This window comes from Yersinia alsatica (assembly GCF_025133195.1).
Classification (GTDB): Bacteria; Pseudomonadota; Gammaproteobacteria; order Enterobacterales; family Enterobacteriaceae; genus Yersinia; species Yersinia alsatica.
Map to the genome: position 1 here is coordinate 2,273,511 of NZ_CP104006.1, position 17,050 is coordinate 2,290,560.

Genomic DNA, 17,050 nt, shown 5'->3' on the forward strand with positions numbered 1-17,050 from the left:
GGAGAGACCATGACTGATACATTAAAAACTATGACTGACACATTAGAAACTAAAATAGCTGAAACCAAACTGTCTGTGACGGAGCTGCATAAACACTATGGTGAGCATGAGGTTTTAAAAGGCGTTTCACTTTCCGCCAAAGCAGGGGATGTGATTTCTATTATTGGCTCTTCTGGCTCAGGGAAAAGTACCTTCTTACGTTGCATCAATTTCCTTGAAAAACCCAGCGAAGGGTCGATTAGCGTCAATAATCAAGATATCCGCCTGGTTCGTGATAAAGACGGGCAATTAAAAGTTTTTGATAAAAAAGAGCTGCAATTACTGCGTACCCGGCTAACGATGGTATTCCAGCATTTCAACTTGTGGAGCCACATGACTGTGCTGGAAAATGTCATGGAAGCACCGGTTCAAGTATTGGGATTGAGTAAGGCGGTGGCCAAAGAGCGTGCTATTCGTTATTTGGATAAAGTTGGGATTGATGAGCGTGCGCGGGCTAAATATCCAGTACATCTTTCTGGTGGTCAACAGCAGCGTGTTTCTATTGCCCGGGCACTGGCTATGGAGCCAGATGTATTACTGTTTGATGAACCGACTTCGGCTCTGGACCCTGAGCTGGTGGGGGAAGTATTGCGCATTATGCAAAAGCTGGCAGAAGAGGGGAAAACCATGGTGGTTGTCACCCATGAAATGGAGTTCGCGCGCCATGTCTCCAGCCACGTCATCTTCTTGCATAAAGGCGTTATTGAAGAAGAGGGGCCGCCCGCCGAGCTTTTTGGCAACCCCAAGAGTACCCGCCTGCAGCAGTTCCTGTCTGGCGCACTGAAGTAACAATTTATACCCATCATCTTGCAAGCTGCAGTGGTGTTGGCCGCCATCATACACCCAAGTCATTGAGTTATCTCAACTCCTTGGGTGCATTCTATTGCCACCTAGCTGCAACTCAAAATCTATCAGGAAGGGGGGGATAGCTTACAAATCTATTCCGCTGGCTTTCTCAGCACATTGCGCAAAGCTTCTTCCAGTTCGAAATAGCGGAATGCGAAGCCAGCTTCTTCCAGCCGTTTGGGTACTGCCCGCTGTCCCCCCAATACTAATGCCGCCGACTCCCCCAGTAATAAGCGAATGGCTGCTGCGGGGGTGCGAATTACGGCTGGGCGATCAAGTACTTCTGCCAGTGTGGCAATAAATTGTTCGTTATGGACCGGATAAGGGGAAACCATATTGAATGGGCCATTCAATCCATCGGTGGTCAGTAAATAATGGATACCATGAACCATATCATCAATATGTATCCACGGCAGGTATTGGCGGCCATCGCCGATTGGGCCACCCAGACCAAGGCGCAACAGCGGTACCATTTTGGCTAATGCACCACCATGAGGCGCTAATACAATACCGGTACGTAGCAAGCAAACCCGGGTATGGTTGCTGTGGGCTGCCAATGCCAGGCTTTCCCAGCGTGCGCATAACTGATGAGTAAACTCATCATGTGGCGCCTCATCTTCGGTGACCAATGCTTGCCCCTGATCGCCATAAAACCCAACCGCAGACCCTGAAATAAACACTGCCGGCGGCTGACTGCTGGCTTTAATTAATGCTGTCAGTTTCTCGGTTATCTGCCAGCGGCTTTGGCATAAAATTTCTTTCTGCTGTGAAGTCCAACGTTTCTCAGCAATAGGCTCACCCGCCAGATTAATCACCGCATCAAAATCGTTGAGGTCATGCTTATCATTCAAGGTTGACCAACAGGTGACTTGCGAACCGAGTACCTTATTTGCTCGCTGTGGGTCACGGGTTAAGGCCGTTATTTGATGGGCTTGCGACAAAAGAAAAGCACTCAGACTACGCCCGATCAGTCCTGTAGCTCCAGTGATTAAAATACGCATAGCCAATCTCCGTTTATCCCTTATTGCTTTTGTGTGGTAGCGGTAATGTCTGCTTATCGGCTTCTCTTTTAGCATAGGTGATTCTGGGTGCTTCTCCTACGATGCTGAGCACATCCTGGATTAATTTTTTCATCCAGAGAGTATGTCGCTAGCAGGCCAATCGCGGGTAAGAAGAATGTCCATATGTTGTCAGCGGCATCATTTGAGAAAATAAAAAAATAATAACTAAATAAATCCCGCATTCTGTCCGATTAATACAGTATTGTGCGTTCAGGTATTACCAGTTTGCAGGTGCAGTTGTGGCCTAAGTACTTTATTACTTCTGAGCGCTGACAATGGTTTTAAGGCATACGCGACGACTTTTAAAACACTGAATTGGTGATTTTCTGCTAGAGTAAACATACTAATTTGAATAGAAAAGAGGCTGCCAGCCCTTTCCCCTAGTGAAGTTGGATGTTTTATAAAAAATGTTGGGTGTTTTATAAAAACTCACGGTGGCTTATAAATCCTCCGGCTGAGATCTGGTTGTGATCTCATTGTTGTTCATACACTTTTTCAGGTGCGCATGAAGCTAAACATCGAAGTTAATTGTTCTTATGTGTGTGAGCCTATACATAAGCAAGACGGTAGCTTATTAGCGGTTGAGCTATTAAGCCGATTTTCAGCTAAATCGGTCGATACCCCCATTGATGTCGAACATTTTATTAAAGAATTGGATGTGGGTGGAAAGACTGATTTATTCCAAGACCAATTACGTGCGGTGAAAGCCCATAGCGATTGGTTTATCACTAACAATGTTTTGCTTTCGATTAATATCGATTTTGACTTGGCCAGTGTGATTGTTACTGATGATTCGACTCGCCAAATGCTAGATCAAATGCCTTTCTTAAGGCTGGAAATCATGGAGACATTTTCCAATTTATCCGATGGAATGAATAATCCATTGCTACGTGAATTGGCTGAGTTGTATCCACTATGGCTCGATGATTTGGGTAGAGGTGATTCCACTTTGAATGCAGTCACTGCCAATATTTTTGAGTATGTAAAAATTGATAAGCATTTCTTCTGGCAGCATAACAAGCACACTTTCCCTATCTTAATAAATAATATTAAGAAATATTGTCTCGGGGTTATTGTCGTTGGCGTAGAAAATCAGGATGAGTCAGAACAGCTCAAGGGCAGTAATATTGATGCTATGCAAGGGTATTTATTCAATCAGCTCACACTGGATGAACTGGTATCGCAACCTTCACTATAACGATTTCTCTTCACACAATGCTGACATTATTCTGTAATGTCGGCGGTGTCTTTTACGATAAAATTTTCTTATGGCGGATAATGGCTTTTATCGGATTAATCCGACGGATTGGATGATAGAATAAAGCCACATTGAGTTCTCATTATCTACCTTGGTTGTATGCATAGCCTGATTTAATGAGATTAAACCTAAGAGACGACGACACCATGAAGTTAATGTTTGCTTCTGATTTGCATGGGTCGCTACCGGCTACAGAAAAAGTTCTGGAAATTTTTGAACGTAGTCAGGCGCAATGGTTGGTGCTATTGGGTGACTTGCTCAATCATGGACCTCGCAATGCATTACCGGCAGGCTATCAGCCAGCGGCGGTAGCAGAATGCCTTAATCCCTATAAAAACAACATTATCGCGGTGCGTGGCAACTGCGACAGTGAAGTCGATCAAATGTTATTGCAGTTCCCGATGATGGCAGGTTGGCAGCAGATTATTATGCCAGAAACGCGCCTATTTTTGACGCATGGTCACCTTTATCATCCCGCTGCTCTTCCTCCGTTGCGTCATGGGGACGTCTTAGTTTATGGTCATACTCATCTGCCTCAGGCACAGTGGCAGGATGAGGTGATATGCTTTAATCCTGGCTCGGTCAGTATCCCAAAAGGAGGATACCCGGCGAGTTATGGCATGTTGGATGGCGGTGTTTTACAGGTTCTGACCCTACAAAATGATGAACCTGTCGCCCAGTTGGCATTAAAAACTAAATAAATATATATACCTCTTGATTAACAATTGCGCGGATACGCGCCCAGATAGAAGGTTTCAGAGGATGGTGGAGCAAAATCCAGCAGCAGTCATCGAGTGGGTTGATATTGTTGATGAGCAAAATGAAGTTATTGCTCAATCCAGTCGTCAACAAATGCGAGCTCAACGACTACGCCACCGTGCTACCTATATTGTGGTGCACGATGGAATGGGCAAAATTCTGGTACAACGTCGTACTGAGAACAAAGATTTCTATCCCGGAAAACTGGACGCAACCGCCGGTGGAGTGGTGCAAAGTGGTGAAAACTACCTTGAATCAGCCCGTCGCGAAGCGGAAGAAGAGTTAGGGATTGCAGGGGTGCCTTTCGCTGAGCATGGTCAGTTTTACTTTGAAGAAGAGTGCTGCCGCGTGTGGGGGGCCTTGTTCAGCTGTGTCTCCCATGGGCCATTTGCATTGCAGGCAGAAGAGATAGATGAAGTTCGTTGGATGCTGCCGGAAGAAATTACCGCCCGCTGCGACGAGTTCACGCCAGACTCCCTAAAAGCCCTGTCGCTGTGGCTAACACGCAATAATGAACAGGATTACGGAAAAATCACCCCGCGAGAAGATTAATCTACATCAGCCATAAAAAAGCCCCTTAGCAGGGGCTTTTCGCGTTATATTGCCTTTCTCTTACTGATTATCGAACAATAATACCCAGCAAAATACCCAGAGCACCGAAGTCAGCATCGCTGAATGTGGTGTTGGCAAAACCGATATCGCCCAACACTGGCAGCAAGAACACTGGCAGGAAGGTAATTAATAAGCCTTGTGCGAATGCCCCCAGAATGGCACCGCGGCGTCCGCCAGTTGCATTACCAAACACCCCGGCAGCAGCACCGACGAAGAAGTGAGGCACGACACCTGGGATAATTACCGTCATGTTCATCAAATACAGCGCGAACATCCCGATAAGACCTGCAGCAAAGCTGCTCAAGAAGCCAACCAATACGGCATTTGGCGCGTAAGGGAAGACGACCGGGCAATCCAGCGCAGGTTTAGCATTAGGGACTAACTTGTCTGAAATCCCTTTAAACGCGGGCACTATCTCAGCAATAACCATACGCACACCTTGCAAGATGATGTACACACCTGCGGCGAAAGTAATGGATTGCATCAGTGAGAACATGAACCAGTTTTTGCCGCCACTCAGGCTTTTCACCACTTCCGGCCCGGCAAACAGGCAGGTGACGATGAAAATAATACACATGGTAAAGGAGATAGCGACCGGTGTATCACGCAAGAACAGCAGGCTTTTTGGCACATTCATGTCTTCAGTCGAATGTTCTTTATTACCAAATTTGCTGCCGATAAAACCAGCTAAGACATAAGACAGAGTAGAGAAGTGGCCAATTGCCACGTCATCAGAGCCCGTCACCTTTTTCATGTAAGGGTGAGCGATAGCGGGGAAGAAGACCATGGCAACCCCAACTACCAGCGAACCGATAACAATCAGTGTTACCCCACTGATCCCGGCAGTTGCCAGAATAACGGCCACCATCATCGACATAAACAGCGTGTGGTGCCCGGTCAGGAAGATAAACTTCCAAGGTGTAAAGCGAGCAATCAGAATATTGATAACCATCGCGAAGAACATAATCATCGCCATTTCTTTACCAAAACTCTTTTGTGCTACTGACACAATGGCTTCGTTATTGGGCACGACGCCCTGAATACCGAAAGCATGTTGGAAAATATTGGCGAAATCACCCAGAGATGACACTACCAAGCCAGCACCGGCACCCAAAATCACAAAACCCATGATGGTTTTGACGGTGCCTTTGATACATTCCGTGACCGGTTTTTTCTGTGCAATCAGGCCGATTAAAGCAATCAGACCTACCAACACCGCCGGTTCGGAGAGAACATCACTCATTAAAAAGCGAAAGAAATCCATGCCAGCCTCCGGTTACAAAGCGCCTAATTCGGTTAAAGCCACAGACAAACGTTCTTTCATGGCTTTCTTATCGATCATGTTATCCAGAGCAACGATCTTACCGCCGACAGCTTGAGCAACTAACTGCTCGGCAATGTCTTTGGTGCCGATGAAAATGTCACTGGGTGTCCCTTTGGCAGAGCCCAAGTCAACATGATCAACTTCAGCGCTGACCGCCAATTCTTTCAGAATGTTTTTGATGCTGATTTCCATCATCAGGCTGGTACCTAAACCGTTACCGCAAACCACTGTAATTTTCATTTTCTTTCCCCTTATTCCCGCCATCTTTCAAGCTGCACGTGCGTTGGCTATGCTCAATAACCCGAATCACTTACCACAGTAAGCTCATCGGGATTATCTCGTTTGCCGCCTTCCTGCAACTCGAATTATTTTGGGTATAGAATTATTATCCGAACCTAATGTGGTGCTTAATAACGCGCAATGACTGACAAAATATCCTGCTGCGTTTTGGCATTAAGTAAGGTGGTCACATCGTTATCGTTATCGAACAACTGAGCGAGTTGAGAAATAGCCTCGATATGGCTAGTGCTGTCTGTCGCGCTTAACACTATGAGCAGTTTTACCGGGTCATTACCTTCAGCATTGAAAGTGACGCCCTCGGTGATGACGGTTAATGCCAAAGAGAGTTTATTCGCCCCTTCTTCCGGGCGGGCATGCGGCATAGCAATCCCCGGTCCGACCACGTAGTAAGGGCCAATGGCCTCATGGGAGCGATAAATCGCCTCGACATAACGAGGTTCAATTGAGCCATTATCAATTAATGGCTGGCATGAAATCGCGATGGCATCGCGCCAATCTTTTGCGTGGCTGACCACCTGAATGACGTCTGGCGTTAACAGTGTTTTTAACATGATATTTATGACTCCCAATGACTGTTAACAGGAGAGTAGATAGTTATCACTGCTATTAATGTGATGAATATCTCAAATGATAGCGCTACCTGATAGCGCTATCAAAATTTGTGATAGCGCTATCATTTGCCGCGCCCTGGGCTTTGGCTATCTAGGAATAAGCCATATACAATGCAATGTATTGTCGGGGCCAATGCGGAATGGCTGGTTGCTATAAGGCAAGAAATTTTAATCAGGCAGGAAATCAGCATGGAAAAAACGCGCAAGCGCCGTAATACCGGGCGGGTCACTCTATCGGATGTGGCGAATTACGCCGGGGTAGGGTCGATGACTGTTTCCAGAGCGCTGCGAACGCCGGAGCAGGTTTCAGATAAGTTACGTGAGAAAATAGAACAAGCGGTTGAAACACTGGGCTATATTCCTAACCGTGCGGCTGGGGCATTAGCATCCGGCCACAGTGATACCATCGCCGTTTTAATACCGTCATTGACGGATAAAGCCAGCTCCCGATTTATGCAGGCGCTGCAACAGATTCTGAATAAAAATGAGTTTCAGTTATTACTTGGTTGCCATGAATATAATCAGCGCAAAGAAGCTGAAATACTGATGACCTTGTTACAGAGCAATCCGGCCGCCGTGGTGATATTTGGCTCACAATTAGCGGATAAAACTTATCAGCTGCTTGAGCGGGCGAATATTCCAACAGTTAACGTGGTTGGGTCTTATTTCAAAGCGGCGAAGATTACCCTTGAGGCGGCTTTCTTTGAGTCAGCCTATGAATTGAGCCGTCATTTGTTGGAGCGGGGTTACCATAATATTGGCTTTATCGGCGCTCATATGGATAACCGCTTGCAGCGCCAGCAACTGAATGGCTGGCATAAAGCGATGTTAGAGCATTACAAGAATGGCGATCAAACCGTCACTACGCCGGAGAGTGCCAGTTTACAGTTTGGTCGTTATGCCCTGACAGAAATACTCCAGCGCCAACCTGAATTGGATGCAGTGATATGTAGCCATGAAGATATTGCTCTTGGTGTGTTATTTGAGTGCCAACGGCGGCTGTTGAAAATACCTGGCGGAATTGCAGTGGCCTGTTTAGACGGTTCTGACAGTTGCGACCAAACCTATCCCACCCTGACATCAATGCGCATTGATTATAAAAAAATGGGGAAAGAAGCCGGTAAGATGCTGATTAATATGCTAGATAATGACGACGACGAGGAAGATGAACCTCTTAGTCAGAGTTTTAGCTATAAGTTCGAACCAAGACAAAGTACCTGACAGCATCAGTCAAGGGTATAAATAACCCAACAAAAACGCCAGCACGAGGCTGGCGTTTGTATACGGCTTAACCGGAAGATTAAGACGCGTCAGCTTGTGCTGACTGAATTGCTGTCAGTGCTACGGTATAGACGATATCGTCAACCAGCGCACCACGGGACAAGTCGTTAACTGGCTTGCGCATGCCTTGCAGCATCGGCCCGATAGAGATCAGGTCGGCAGAACGCTGTACCGCTTTATAGGTGGTGTTACCGGTGTTCAAGTCAGGGAAGATGAACACGGTCGCTTTACCGGCCACTGGCGAGTTAGGCGCTTTGGATTTCGCTACATCAGCCATGATTGCCGCATCATACTGCAATGGACCATCGATGATCAGATCTGGGCGTTTTTCCTGAGCCAAACGAGTTGCTTCGCGAACTTTTTCTACATCGCTACCAGCACCAGAATTACCGGTGGAGTAAGAGATCATCGCCACACGCGGTTCAATACCGAATGCCGCAGCAGAATCAGCAGACTGGATAGCAATTTCTGACAGTTGTTCAGCCGTTGGATCTGGGTTAATCGCGCAGTCACCATAAACCAGAACCTGGTCAGGCAGCAGCATGAAGAACACCGAAGAAACCAGTGAACTGCCCGGTGCGGTTTTGATCAACTGCAACGGTGGGCGGATAGTGTTGGCGGTGGTATGAACGGCACCAGAGACCAGACCGTCAACTTCGCCTTTCTCCAGCATCAAAGTGCCGAGAACCACGTTATCTTCCAACTGCTCACGCGCAACCACTTCGGTCATGCCTTTGCTCTTACGCAGCTCAACCAGACGCGGAACATATTGTTCGCGCACAGCAACCGGGTCAATGATTTCAACGCCTTTACCCAGCTCAACACCTTGAGCCGCAGCAACACGTTGGATCTCTTCTGGGTTACCTAACAGCACACAAGTCGCGATGCCGCGTTCAGCACAGATAGAGGCGGCTTTCACGGTACGTGGCTCGTCGCCTTCTGGCAGCACGATACGTTTGCCCGCTTTACGTGCCAGCTCAGTCAGCTCATAACGGAATGCTGGTGGAGACAGGCGGCGTGAGCGCTCAGATGTTGCAGTCAGAGAATCAATCCACTCGCTGCTGATATGGCTGGCAACGTAGTTTTGCAGCTTCTCAACACGTTCGTGGTCATCTGCCGGGACTTCCAGGTTGAAGCTTTGCAGGCTCAGAGAGGTCTGCCAAGTGTTGGTATCAACCATAAAGACGGGCAGGCCAGTTTGGAAGGCGCGTTCACACAGACGTTTGATTGGCTCATCGATGGCATAGCCGCCGGTCAGCAGGATAGCGCCGATTTCAACACCATTCATGGCTGCCAGACAAGCAGAAACCAACACATCTGGGCGGTCAGCAGAAGTCACTAACAGAGAACCCGGACGGAAGTGTTCCAGCATGTGTGGGATACTACGGGCACAGAAAGTCACCGATTTAACGCGGCGAGTGTTGATGTCACCTTCGTTAATAATGCGCGCATTCAGGTGCTTACACATGTCGATTGCACGGGTGGCAATCAGCTCGAAGCTCCAAGGCACACAGCCCAGAACCGGCAGCGGGCTGTTGGCAAACAGCTGTTTTGGATCGATTTTAGCAACGCTGGCCTTGGTTGAATCATCAAAGATTTCAGACAGGTCAGGGCGGGTACGGCCTTGCTCATCAACCGGGGCATTCAGTTTGTTAATGATAACGCCGGTGATGTTTTTGTTTTTGCTGCCACCGAAGCTGGAACGAGCCAGTTCGATACGCTCTTTCAATTGATCCGGTGAATCATTACCCAGTGAAATCACAAACACGATTTCAGCATTCAGGGTTTTAGCGATTTCATAGTTCAGTGCATTGGCAAACTGATGTTTGCGGGTTGGCACTAAACCTTCAACCAGAACCACTTCGGCGTCTTTGGTGTTTTCATGATAACGGGCAACAATTTCTTCCATCAACACGTCTTGCTGGTTAGAACTCAGCAAGGTTTCCACATGGTTCATATTCAGCGGCTCAGCAGCAGTAATGCTGGAGTTCGCACGAATGATGGTGGTGGTTTGGTCAGGTGCATCGTTACCAGCACGTGGCTGTGCGATTGGCTTGAATACGCTCAGGCGCACACCTTTTTGTTCCATGGAGCGGATGACACCCAAGCTGACGCTGGTTAAACCAACGCTGGTGCCGGTAGGGATCAACATTATTGTACGGGACACGGCTAAACCTCTTTACGGTTTTATACCCGTCATCTTCCAAACTGCAGAGTTGTTGGCTACCATAATTCACCCAAGTCATTGAGTTATCTCAACTAATTGAGCTCATTCAGTTGCCGCCTACCTGTAACTCGAAATCTATTGGGTATATATACCAGTCATACTTCAAGCTGCATGTGGGTTGGCTACGCTCAATAACCCGAATCACTTACTAGAGTAAGCTCATCGGGATAAGTTCGTTTGCTACCTGCCTGCAACACCAAATTCTTTGGATATATATAAGTATAAAGAATACTTACGCGGTCAGACGAGAGGCGTCTTGCGCGATAACCAGCTCTTCGTTGGTTGGGATAACCAGAGCCAGACGGCTGCCATCTTTGGTGATGGTGCCAGACTTGCCGAAGCGAGCTGCCATATTGCGTTCGTGGTCAATCTCAAAGCCCAGCAGAGCCAGTTTGTCCAACGTCAGTTCACGCACCATCGCGGCATTTTCACCGATACCGCCAGTGAAGACGACAGCATCCAGACGGCCATCCATCAGTGCAGTGTAGGCACCGATATATTTAGCCAGACGGTGGCAGAACACATCCATTGCGCGGCGTGCATCTGCTTTGGTTTCATAGTTATCTTCAACATAGCGGCAGTCACTGGTCACTTCAGTCAGGCCCAGCAAGCCAGATTCTTTGGTCAGCAGCTTGTTGATTTGATCAACGCTCATCCCCATTGAATCATGCAGGTGGAAAATGATTGCCGGGTCAATATCACCACTACGGGTACCCATGACCAAACCTTCCAGTGGCGTCAGGCCCATAGAAGTATCAACACATTTACCGTTACGAACCGCAGTGACTGAGCCACCATTGCCCAAATGGCAAGTGATTACGTTCAGTTCTTCCAGTGGTTTGTTCAGGGTCTTAGCGGCTTCCTGGCTCACATAGAAGTGGCTGGTGCCGTGTGCGCCATAGCGACGGATACCGTGATCTTTGTATAAGCTGTACGGCAGGGCGTAGAGATAAGACTCTTCCGGCATGGTCTGATGGAAGGCAGTATCAAAAACTGCAACATTTTTATCAGCCAGATTTGGGAAGGATTTCAATGCTTCAGCGATACCGATCAGGTGAGCAGGGTTATGCAGTGGTGCAAACGGGATGGAATCTTTGATACCCTGAATAACTTCTTCGGTAACGATAGCTGATGCAGTGAATTTCTCGCCGCCATGAACAATGCGGTGACCGATGGCAGTCAGTTGAGCGGAAAGCTCTGGTTTTTGTGCCAGAATAGTATTAACAATGAAATTTAGTGCTTCGCTGTGTGCTGCACCAGCACCCAATGCGGCTTCGTGTTTACCACCCTCCATTTTCCATTTGAGGCGTGCCTCTGGCAGGTGGAAGCATTCGGCTAAACCAGAGAGGTGTTCTTCACCGTTGGTTGCGTCGATGATTGCGAATTTCAGGGAAGAGCTACCGCAGTTAAGAACCAGTACTAGCTTACTCGACATGGAAGTACCTATTTATAATCGTGTTCGACATTTGTTTTGGCATCAACGATACAAACAGTGCATCGGGAGTACAAAAACAGCGAAAAACACGTGGTTAATAAAACGTCAATCTGTCCAAAAGCGTAGCGCATATTGGCGTCGACATTAATGATTAACATCATGCGATAGCGAAAAAGGCATGATGATGAAAAAATCGCTGATAAAACGTTAATGCCTGGTGGTAAAAACCTGCGCGATTTAACAAAAATGATTTAAATGCTGCGAAAAGTTGACATATTTAGCGTCATCTTCTAGCGGCCTAAAGGCCGGACTAGGATACCGATAGCGCCGGCTAAAAACAAAATATATTTAACAGACTAATTTTTAGTTTGTGAATTACAAAAATAATTTTAATTTTTGCTTGTGAAGTTGAGGTGAGCCATGACAACAAAACCTTCTGACACCGTAAGCTGGTTTCAGGTACTCCAGCGCGGTCAGCACTATATGAAGACCTGGCCTGCTGATAAACGCCTGGCACCGGTGTTTCCGGAGAATCGCGTGTCAACAGCCACTCGTTTTGGTATTCGCTTTATGCCCCCGTTGGCCATTTTTACGCTGACTTGGCAGATAGCACTGGGTGGTCAATTAGGCCCAGCGATAGCCACTGCACTGTTCGCCTGCGGCTTGCCACTGCAAGGATTATGGTGGTTGGGTAAGCGCGCAATTACGCCGTTACCGCCAACATTATTACAGTGGTTCCACGAGGTGCGTAACAAGCTGGCGGAAGCCGGGCAGGCGGTTGCTCCAATTGAACAGACGCCAACTTACCAGTCGCTGGCCGATGTGCTAAAACGCGCCTTTAAACAGTTGGATAAAACGTTTCTTGATGACCTGTAGCCCTCGTTGAGGGTTACAGCTGTTTTTGATTGACCGCAGTGGCATGGTAGAAGAACAGATACCGGGGCTTAGTATGCCACCGGGGTTTTTTATGCATCTGTTAACAGCAGCGCAAAATCCCCTGTCAAATCAAAGTATGACCCAACTCTGTATGCGATGATTTCCTCATTATTTATGTCTTAGGAGTTTAGTGATGGATATGACAAACGCCCAACGACTGATTCTCTCGAATCAGTACAAAATGATGACCATGCTGGACCCGGAAAACGCTGAGCGCTATCGTCGCCAGCAAACTATTGTCGAACGTGGCTTTGGTTTGCAGATGCGTGAACTGGACCGCGACTTTGGTGAGATGAGCGAAGAGACTTGCCGTACCATCATTAATATCATGGAGATGCATCATGCTCTGCAAGTCTCCTGCGGCAATCTTAAAGACAAGCAAGACTTGGATGAACGTCGCATTGCATTCCTCGGTTTTGATGCTGCCACTGAATCCCGTTACCTGAGTTATGTGCGCTTTATGGTGAATACCGAAGGGCGCTATACCCATTTTGACTCTGGGACTCATGGTTTTAATTCCCAAACGCCAATGTGGGACAAATACCAACGTATGTTGGCTATCTGGCAATCATGCCCGCGCCAATATCACTTGAGTGCCGTAGAAATTTCGCAAATTATCAATGCCTAATGAGCTAGTTAGGCTATTGAATATATTGGTTTATTGATGAGGATGTGCTTGTGGAGTGTAAAGGTTTTCTTTTTGATTTGGACGGGACTCTGGTTGATTCATTACCTGCTGTTGAACGAGCTTGGATTGGCTGGGCGCAAGGTCGCGGCATTGATCCATCGGAAGTACTCGAATTTATCCATGGCAAACAAGCAATTACCTCTCTTCGTCATTTTATGCCAGGTGCCAGTGATGCGGAACTCCAGGCCGAGTTTTTGGCATTGGAGCACATTGAAGCCAATGATACCGATGGCGTGACGGCATTGCCGGGAGCGGTATCGCTGCTGGAGCGGCTCAACAGCCTGTCTATTCCGTGGGCCATCGTCACATCCGGTTCTGTTCCTGTGGCTTCAGCTCGCCGTGCTGCGGGTCATTTACCGGAGCCTAAAGTGTTCGTGACCGCCGAACAGGTCAAGCATGGCAAACCTAAGCCAGATGCTTATTTGCTGGGGGCTGAGCGTTTAGGGTTGGCACCGGCTGATTGCATTGTGGTGGAAGATGCTCCGGCTGGGATTTTGTCCGGTCTGGCCGCCGGTTGCCAAGTGATTGCTGTGAACGCCCCTGCTGACACGCCAAAGTTAGACCAAGTGGACTTGGTTCTCAGTTCACTTGAGCACATTGCAGTCGAAGCCACTGCACAGGGTGCAGTGGTTCGTGTTGTCGGCTAATTATGTGAATCTATTGAAGAAGAGCGCCTGATGGCGCTCTTTTGTTATCGGGGGCTGGCGACTCAGTGCTGAGCCGCGTTGGATTGTGTGGGGGCAGGGAGCAAACTATCTTCCAGACTATGCAAGTTTTGCGGTACGACCCGAATAATCCCACCTCGCGGGCTATCAATGTCGGCGATGAGCATAAAAGAGAATGAAATCACCAATGGCAATATCAATGTCATAATCTTGCCATTTCTACCCTGTTTCGAACCATAACCTACCAAAGTACAACTGCAAACCGCGATAATCAGCATCAATAACCAAGCGGCATGCGGGATTCTGTTCCACCACGCCGCTTGTGTGTAACTCGCAGAGTTTAAAACATCATTCATCCCGGCAACGACCAATGCTCTTATCGGGTCAGGGTGCTGATTTACCGGTTCTTGCAACGCGAGCCAAAGTGCATTTTCCAGTTGATTGGTCCGGTTATTAATTTCAATTAGGTGGTCTTCATCGCGGGTAGTATAAAAAAGGACTCGTTGATTAAGATACTGTATTAACAGCGCTTTGGTGGCGGTGCTGGAGGCAGTTGGCAGATAATCAGTGCGCAGATATTCAGTACCAATGGCATTGGCTTCTGCCTCTTCGTAATTTTTACGGAGGTCATAGCGATTGATAGCCATTGAAAAACTAAAACCAATAATCAGGCCGAGTAAGGTCAGTGTCGCCCCTTGGATAACGGTGAAATTCTCACGAATATTGTCATCCAGATCTCGTCCTCGGCGGAAAAAGGCCTGACCCACATAAGCTGAGCTATATAGCAGGGCCAAGGACAGCAGAAAAAGGACAATCGGATAATCCGTAATATTGCTCATTCAGTGCTCCAATCCAGATAATTCTAATGAGTGCCTGCTGTCCACTATTACCAGTATAGTCAGATGGTTAAATACGCGTGAATATCCGAATATTTGAGCAATGTTTTTTCAACTGACGAATCCTTCATCACATATTGACGAATTTTTTTTCAGAAAAAAAATGCAATTAATGCTGTGGTGGGATGGTAAGCACATAAATTTACAGTCATTATTGATCTCAAACAGCGGTATCGATTTAATTTGATGTTTTACTACCATAGCCGGATATTCCCTTTCACTTTTTGCCAACGAGGCCATTTTGAACAGCGAACTATTGTGGGTGTTGACGCTACTTCTGATAGCTATTGTGCTGTTTACTACCAATAAACTGCGGATGGATGTCGTGGCATTGTTGGTGATTATTGCCTTTGTGATGAGTGGCACGCTGTCATTAGGCGAGGCCACCAGCGGATTTAGCGATCCCAATGTGATTTTGATCGCGGCACTGTTTGTGATTGGTGAAGGGTTAGTGAGAACCGGCGTGGCCTATCAGGTCGGGGACTGGCTGGTAAAAGTGGCCGGTCACAGTGAAACCAAAATGCTGGCACTGCTGATGGTGACTGTGGCGGGGCTAGGGGCCTTTATGAGCTCAACCGGTGTGGTGGCGATTTTTATCCCGGTGGTACTGAGTGTGGCCAGCCGAATGAAAATCTCCCCTGGGCGCTTGATGATGCCCCTGAGTTTTGCCGGGCTTATCAGCGGCATGATGACACTGGTCGCGACCCCACCCAACATGGTGGTTAACAGTGAATTATTACGTGAAGGCATCAAAGGATTTGGTTTCTTCGGTGTGACGCCAATTGGCCTTATTATTTTGCTGATGGGTGTGGGTTACATGTTAGTTGCCCGGCGCTGGCTGGGGGGTAAACAGGAAAGCTCAGAGAAAGAACAGCAGTGGAAACGCCGTACTTTTCGTGATCTTATCCGCGATTACAAACTGACTGGCCGCGCTCGTCGTTTGGCTATCCGCCATGATTCTCCGCTAATTGGCCGTTCTCTTGATGAACTGCATCTGCGTGTCCGCTATGGTGCGAATGTGGTGGGGATTGAGCGCTGGAAGCGTTTTCGGCGAGTGATGGTGAGCGCGACGGGTTCCTCTGAACTGCATGAGAATGACGTGTTGCTGATTGACATGTCTGATTGTGACATGGATTTACGCGAATTCTGCACCGAGCAAAAGTTAGAACCGATGGTGCTGCGCGGTGAATATTTCTCTGAACAGGCGCGCAACGTCGGGATGGCCGAAGTTTCTCTGATTCCTGACTCTGCTTTGCTGGGGAAGAGTTTGCGTGAAGCTACTTTCCGCACCCGCTATGGCTTAAATGTAGTCGGTATCCGCCGCAACGGTAAGGTGTTGGAAGGCAAACTGGTCGATGACAAATTACAGTTTGGCGATATCTTGCTGGTGATCGGCGACTGGAAATTGATCCGTCAATTACAGCAAAAAACTCGCGACTTTATCGTGCTGAATCTACCTGCTGAAGTTGACGAAGTGGCCCCGGCTATCTCCCAAGCGCCTCACGCTTTATTCTGTTTGGCGCTGATGGTGGCAATGATGTTGACCGATGAGGTGCCAAATGTGATTGCGGCATTGGTGGCTTGTTTGTTGATGGGGCAGTTCCGTTGTATTGATATGGAAAGTGCTTATCGCTCAATCCATTGGCCAAGTTTGATTTTGATTATCGGGATGATGCCCTTTGCCCAAGCATTACAGAAAACCGGTGGGGTTGATTTAATCGTCCGTGGGTTAATGGATGTCGCTGGCGGGATGGGGCCACGGGTGATGTTGCTGTGCTTATTTATCCTGTGCGCCACTATTGGGCTGTTTATTTCTAATACGGCCACGGCGGTCTTGATGGCGCCGATTGCAATTGCGGCTGCCCGTGAAATGTCAGTTTCCCCCTATCCCTTCGCGATGATCATTGGTATTGCAGCCTCAGCGGCCTTTATGACGCCGGTGTCATCCCCAGTCAATACGCTGGTGTTAGGCCCCGGGGGCTATAAGTTTGGTGATTTTGTCCGAATGGGGGTGCCATTTACTTTTCTGGTGATGATTGTGAGTGTGATGGTGGTGCCGCTACTATTCCCATTCTAATTATCCCGTGTCCTTGGGGCTACAAGGGTGTTGGC

The 17,050-nt window shown here is 47.8% G+C and carries 16 protein-coding genes; 9 read left to right on the forward strand and 7 right to left on the reverse strand.

Annotated features, from left to right (window positions below; all coding sequences use genetic code 11):
- Nucleotides 1–30 precede the first annotated feature (30 nt).
- Complete coding sequence (hisP, locus tag N0H69_RS10120; protein ID WP_072077482.1) at nucleotides 31–828, forward strand: histidine ABC transporter ATP-binding protein HisP; 798 nt, start codon at nucleotides 31–33, stop codon at nucleotides 826–828.
- Nucleotides 829–977: 149 nt separating this feature from the next.
- On the opposite strand, the gene N0H69_RS10125 is transcribed toward hisP, so the two are convergent.
- Nucleotides 978–1,886, reverse strand: a complete 909-nt coding sequence (locus N0H69_RS10125; protein WP_050106083.1) for a TIGR01777 family oxidoreductase — start codon at nucleotides 1,884–1,886, stop codon at nucleotides 978–980.
- A gap of 565 nt (nucleotides 1,887–2,451) precedes the next feature.
- Between N0H69_RS10125 and N0H69_RS10130 the strand changes: the two genes are divergently transcribed.
- From N0H69_RS10130 to yfcD, 3 genes are all read left to right on the forward strand, one after another.
- Complete coding sequence (locus N0H69_RS10130; protein WP_050150984.1) at nucleotides 2,452–3,144, forward strand: EAL domain-containing protein; 693 nt, start codon at nucleotides 2,452–2,454, stop codon at nucleotides 3,142–3,144.
- A gap of 206 nt (nucleotides 3,145–3,350) precedes the next feature.
- A complete protein-coding gene (yfcE, locus tag N0H69_RS10135) occupies nucleotides 3,351–3,905 on the forward strand; it encodes a phosphodiesterase (protein WP_050106085.1) in 555 nt (184 codons plus the stop codon).
- A 61-nt stretch (nucleotides 3,906–3,966) separates the two neighbouring features.
- The gene (yfcD, locus tag N0H69_RS10140) at nucleotides 3,967–4,515 is read left to right on the forward strand and encodes an NUDIX hydrolase YfcD (protein ID WP_004708824.1); all 549 of its coding nucleotides are present in this window, start codon (nucleotides 3,967–3,969) and stop codon (nucleotides 4,513–4,515) included.
- 67 nt (nucleotides 4,516–4,582) lie between these two features.
- Here yfcD and ulaA read toward each other — a convergent pair whose 3' ends face one another.
- The 3 genes from ulaA to N0H69_RS10155 all read right to left on the reverse strand — a co-directional run bounded on the left by ulaA (nucleotide 4,583) and on the right by N0H69_RS10155 (nucleotide 6,750).
- A complete protein-coding gene (ulaA, locus tag N0H69_RS10145; protein WP_005277900.1) occupies nucleotides 4,583–5,839 on the reverse strand; it encodes a PTS ascorbate transporter subunit IIC in 1,257 nt (418 codons plus the stop codon).
- A gap of 12 nt (nucleotides 5,840–5,851) precedes the next feature.
- Complete coding sequence (locus N0H69_RS10150) at nucleotides 5,852–6,139, reverse strand: PTS sugar transporter subunit IIB (RefSeq protein ID WP_004714840.1); 288 nt, start codon at nucleotides 6,137–6,139, stop codon at nucleotides 5,852–5,854.
- 167 nt (nucleotides 6,140–6,306) lie between these two features.
- Nucleotides 6,307–6,750, reverse strand: coding sequence for a PTS sugar transporter subunit IIA (locus N0H69_RS10155; RefSeq protein WP_050106086.1), 444 nt, complete (start codon nucleotides 6,748–6,750; stop codon nucleotides 6,307–6,309).
- A 249-nt stretch (nucleotides 6,751–6,999) separates the two neighbouring features.
- Between N0H69_RS10155 and N0H69_RS10160 the strand changes: the two genes are divergently transcribed.
- A complete protein-coding gene (locus N0H69_RS10160) occupies nucleotides 7,000–8,031 on the forward strand; it encodes a LacI family DNA-binding transcriptional regulator (RefSeq protein ID WP_050151095.1) in 1,032 nt (343 codons plus the stop codon).
- 79 nt (nucleotides 8,032–8,110) lie between these two features.
- Here the strand turns inward: N0H69_RS10160 and pta are convergent, their stop codons facing one another.
- Both pta and ackA read right to left on the reverse strand, forming a co-directional pair.
- Nucleotides 8,111–10,243, reverse strand: coding sequence for a phosphate acetyltransferase (gene pta / locus N0H69_RS10165; RefSeq protein ID WP_050106087.1), 2,133 nt, complete (start codon nucleotides 10,241–10,243; stop codon nucleotides 8,111–8,113).
- A gap of 307 nt (nucleotides 10,244–10,550) precedes the next feature.
- Nucleotides 10,551–11,753 carry an acetate kinase gene (gene ackA / locus N0H69_RS10170; protein ID WP_050106088.1) on the reverse strand — a complete coding sequence of 401 codons (1,203 nt, stop codon included), beginning with the start codon at nucleotides 11,751–11,753 and terminating at the stop codon, nucleotides 10,551–10,553.
- Between the two features lie 420 nt (nucleotides 11,754–12,173).
- On the opposite strand from ackA, the gene yfbV reads away from it, so the two are divergent.
- The 3 genes from yfbV to N0H69_RS10185 all read left to right on the forward strand — a co-directional run bounded on the left by yfbV (nucleotide 12,174) and on the right by N0H69_RS10185 (nucleotide 14,024).
- The gene (yfbV, locus tag N0H69_RS10175) at nucleotides 12,174–12,629 is read left to right on the forward strand and encodes a terminus macrodomain insulation protein YfbV (protein WP_050106089.1); all 456 of its coding nucleotides are present in this window, start codon (nucleotides 12,174–12,176) and stop codon (nucleotides 12,627–12,629) included.
- Between the two features lie 193 nt (nucleotides 12,630–12,822).
- Nucleotides 12,823–13,317, forward strand: coding sequence for a YfbU family protein (locus N0H69_RS10180; protein WP_004708806.1), 495 nt, complete (start codon nucleotides 12,823–12,825; stop codon nucleotides 13,315–13,317).
- A gap of 50 nt (nucleotides 13,318–13,367) precedes the next feature.
- Entirely contained in the window at nucleotides 13,368–14,024 is a 657-nt protein-coding gene (locus N0H69_RS10185; RefSeq protein ID WP_050106090.1) for a sugar phosphatase, read from the forward strand.
- A 62-nt stretch (nucleotides 14,025–14,086) separates the two neighbouring features.
- Here N0H69_RS10185 and N0H69_RS10190 read toward each other — a convergent pair whose 3' ends face one another.
- Complete coding sequence (locus N0H69_RS10190) at nucleotides 14,087–14,881, reverse strand: bestrophin-like domain (RefSeq protein WP_050145451.1); 795 nt, start codon at nucleotides 14,879–14,881, stop codon at nucleotides 14,087–14,089.
- Nucleotides 14,882–15,179: 298 nt separating this feature from the next.
- On the opposite strand from N0H69_RS10190, the gene N0H69_RS10195 reads away from it, so the two are divergent.
- Entirely contained in the window at nucleotides 15,180–17,015 is a 1,836-nt protein-coding gene (locus N0H69_RS10195; protein ID WP_050106092.1) for an SLC13 family permease, read from the forward strand.
- Nucleotides 17,016–17,050 lie beyond the last annotated feature (35 nt).

Coding starts and splice junctions, on each gene's coding strand:
- hisP (WP_072077482.1), top strand. CDS start 31: ATGACTGACACATTAGAAACTAAAATAGCTGAAACCAAACTGTCTGTG.
- N0H69_RS10125 (WP_050106083.1), bottom strand. CDS start 1,886: ATGCGTATTTTAATCACTGGAGCTACAGGACTGATCGGGCGTAGTCTG.
- N0H69_RS10130 (WP_050150984.1), top strand. CDS start 2,452: ATGAAGCTAAACATCGAAGTTAATTGTTCTTATGTGTGTGAGCCTATA.
- yfcE (WP_050106085.1), top strand. CDS start 3,351: ATGAAGTTAATGTTTGCTTCTGATTTGCATGGGTCGCTACCGGCTACA.
- yfcD (WP_004708824.1), top strand. CDS start 3,967: ATGGTGGAGCAAAATCCAGCAGCAGTCATCGAGTGGGTTGATATTGTT.
- ulaA (WP_005277900.1), bottom strand. CDS start 5,839: ATGGATTTCTTTCGCTTTTTAATGAGTGATGTTCTCTCCGAACCGGCG.
- N0H69_RS10150 (WP_004714840.1), bottom strand. CDS start 6,139: ATGAAAATTACAGTGGTTTGCGGTAACGGTTTAGGTACCAGCCTGATG.
- N0H69_RS10155 (WP_050106086.1), bottom strand. CDS start 6,750: ATGTTAAAAACACTGTTAACGCCAGACGTCATTCAGGTGGTCAGCCAC.
- N0H69_RS10160 (WP_050151095.1), top strand. CDS start 7,000: ATGGAAAAAACGCGCAAGCGCCGTAATACCGGGCGGGTCACTCTATCG.
- pta (WP_050106087.1), bottom strand. CDS start 10,243: ATGTTGATCCCTACCGGCACCAGCGTTGGTTTAACCAGCGTCAGCTTG.
- ackA (WP_050106088.1), bottom strand. CDS start 11,753: ATGTCGAGTAAGCTAGTACTGGTTCTTAACTGCGGTAGCTCTTCCCTG.
- yfbV (WP_050106089.1), top strand. CDS start 12,174: ATGACAACAAAACCTTCTGACACCGTAAGCTGGTTTCAGGTACTCCAG.
- N0H69_RS10180 (WP_004708806.1), top strand. CDS start 12,823: ATGGATATGACAAACGCCCAACGACTGATTCTCTCGAATCAGTACAAA.
- N0H69_RS10190 (WP_050145451.1), bottom strand. CDS start 14,881: ATGAGCAATATTACGGATTATCCGATTGTCCTTTTTCTGCTGTCCTTG.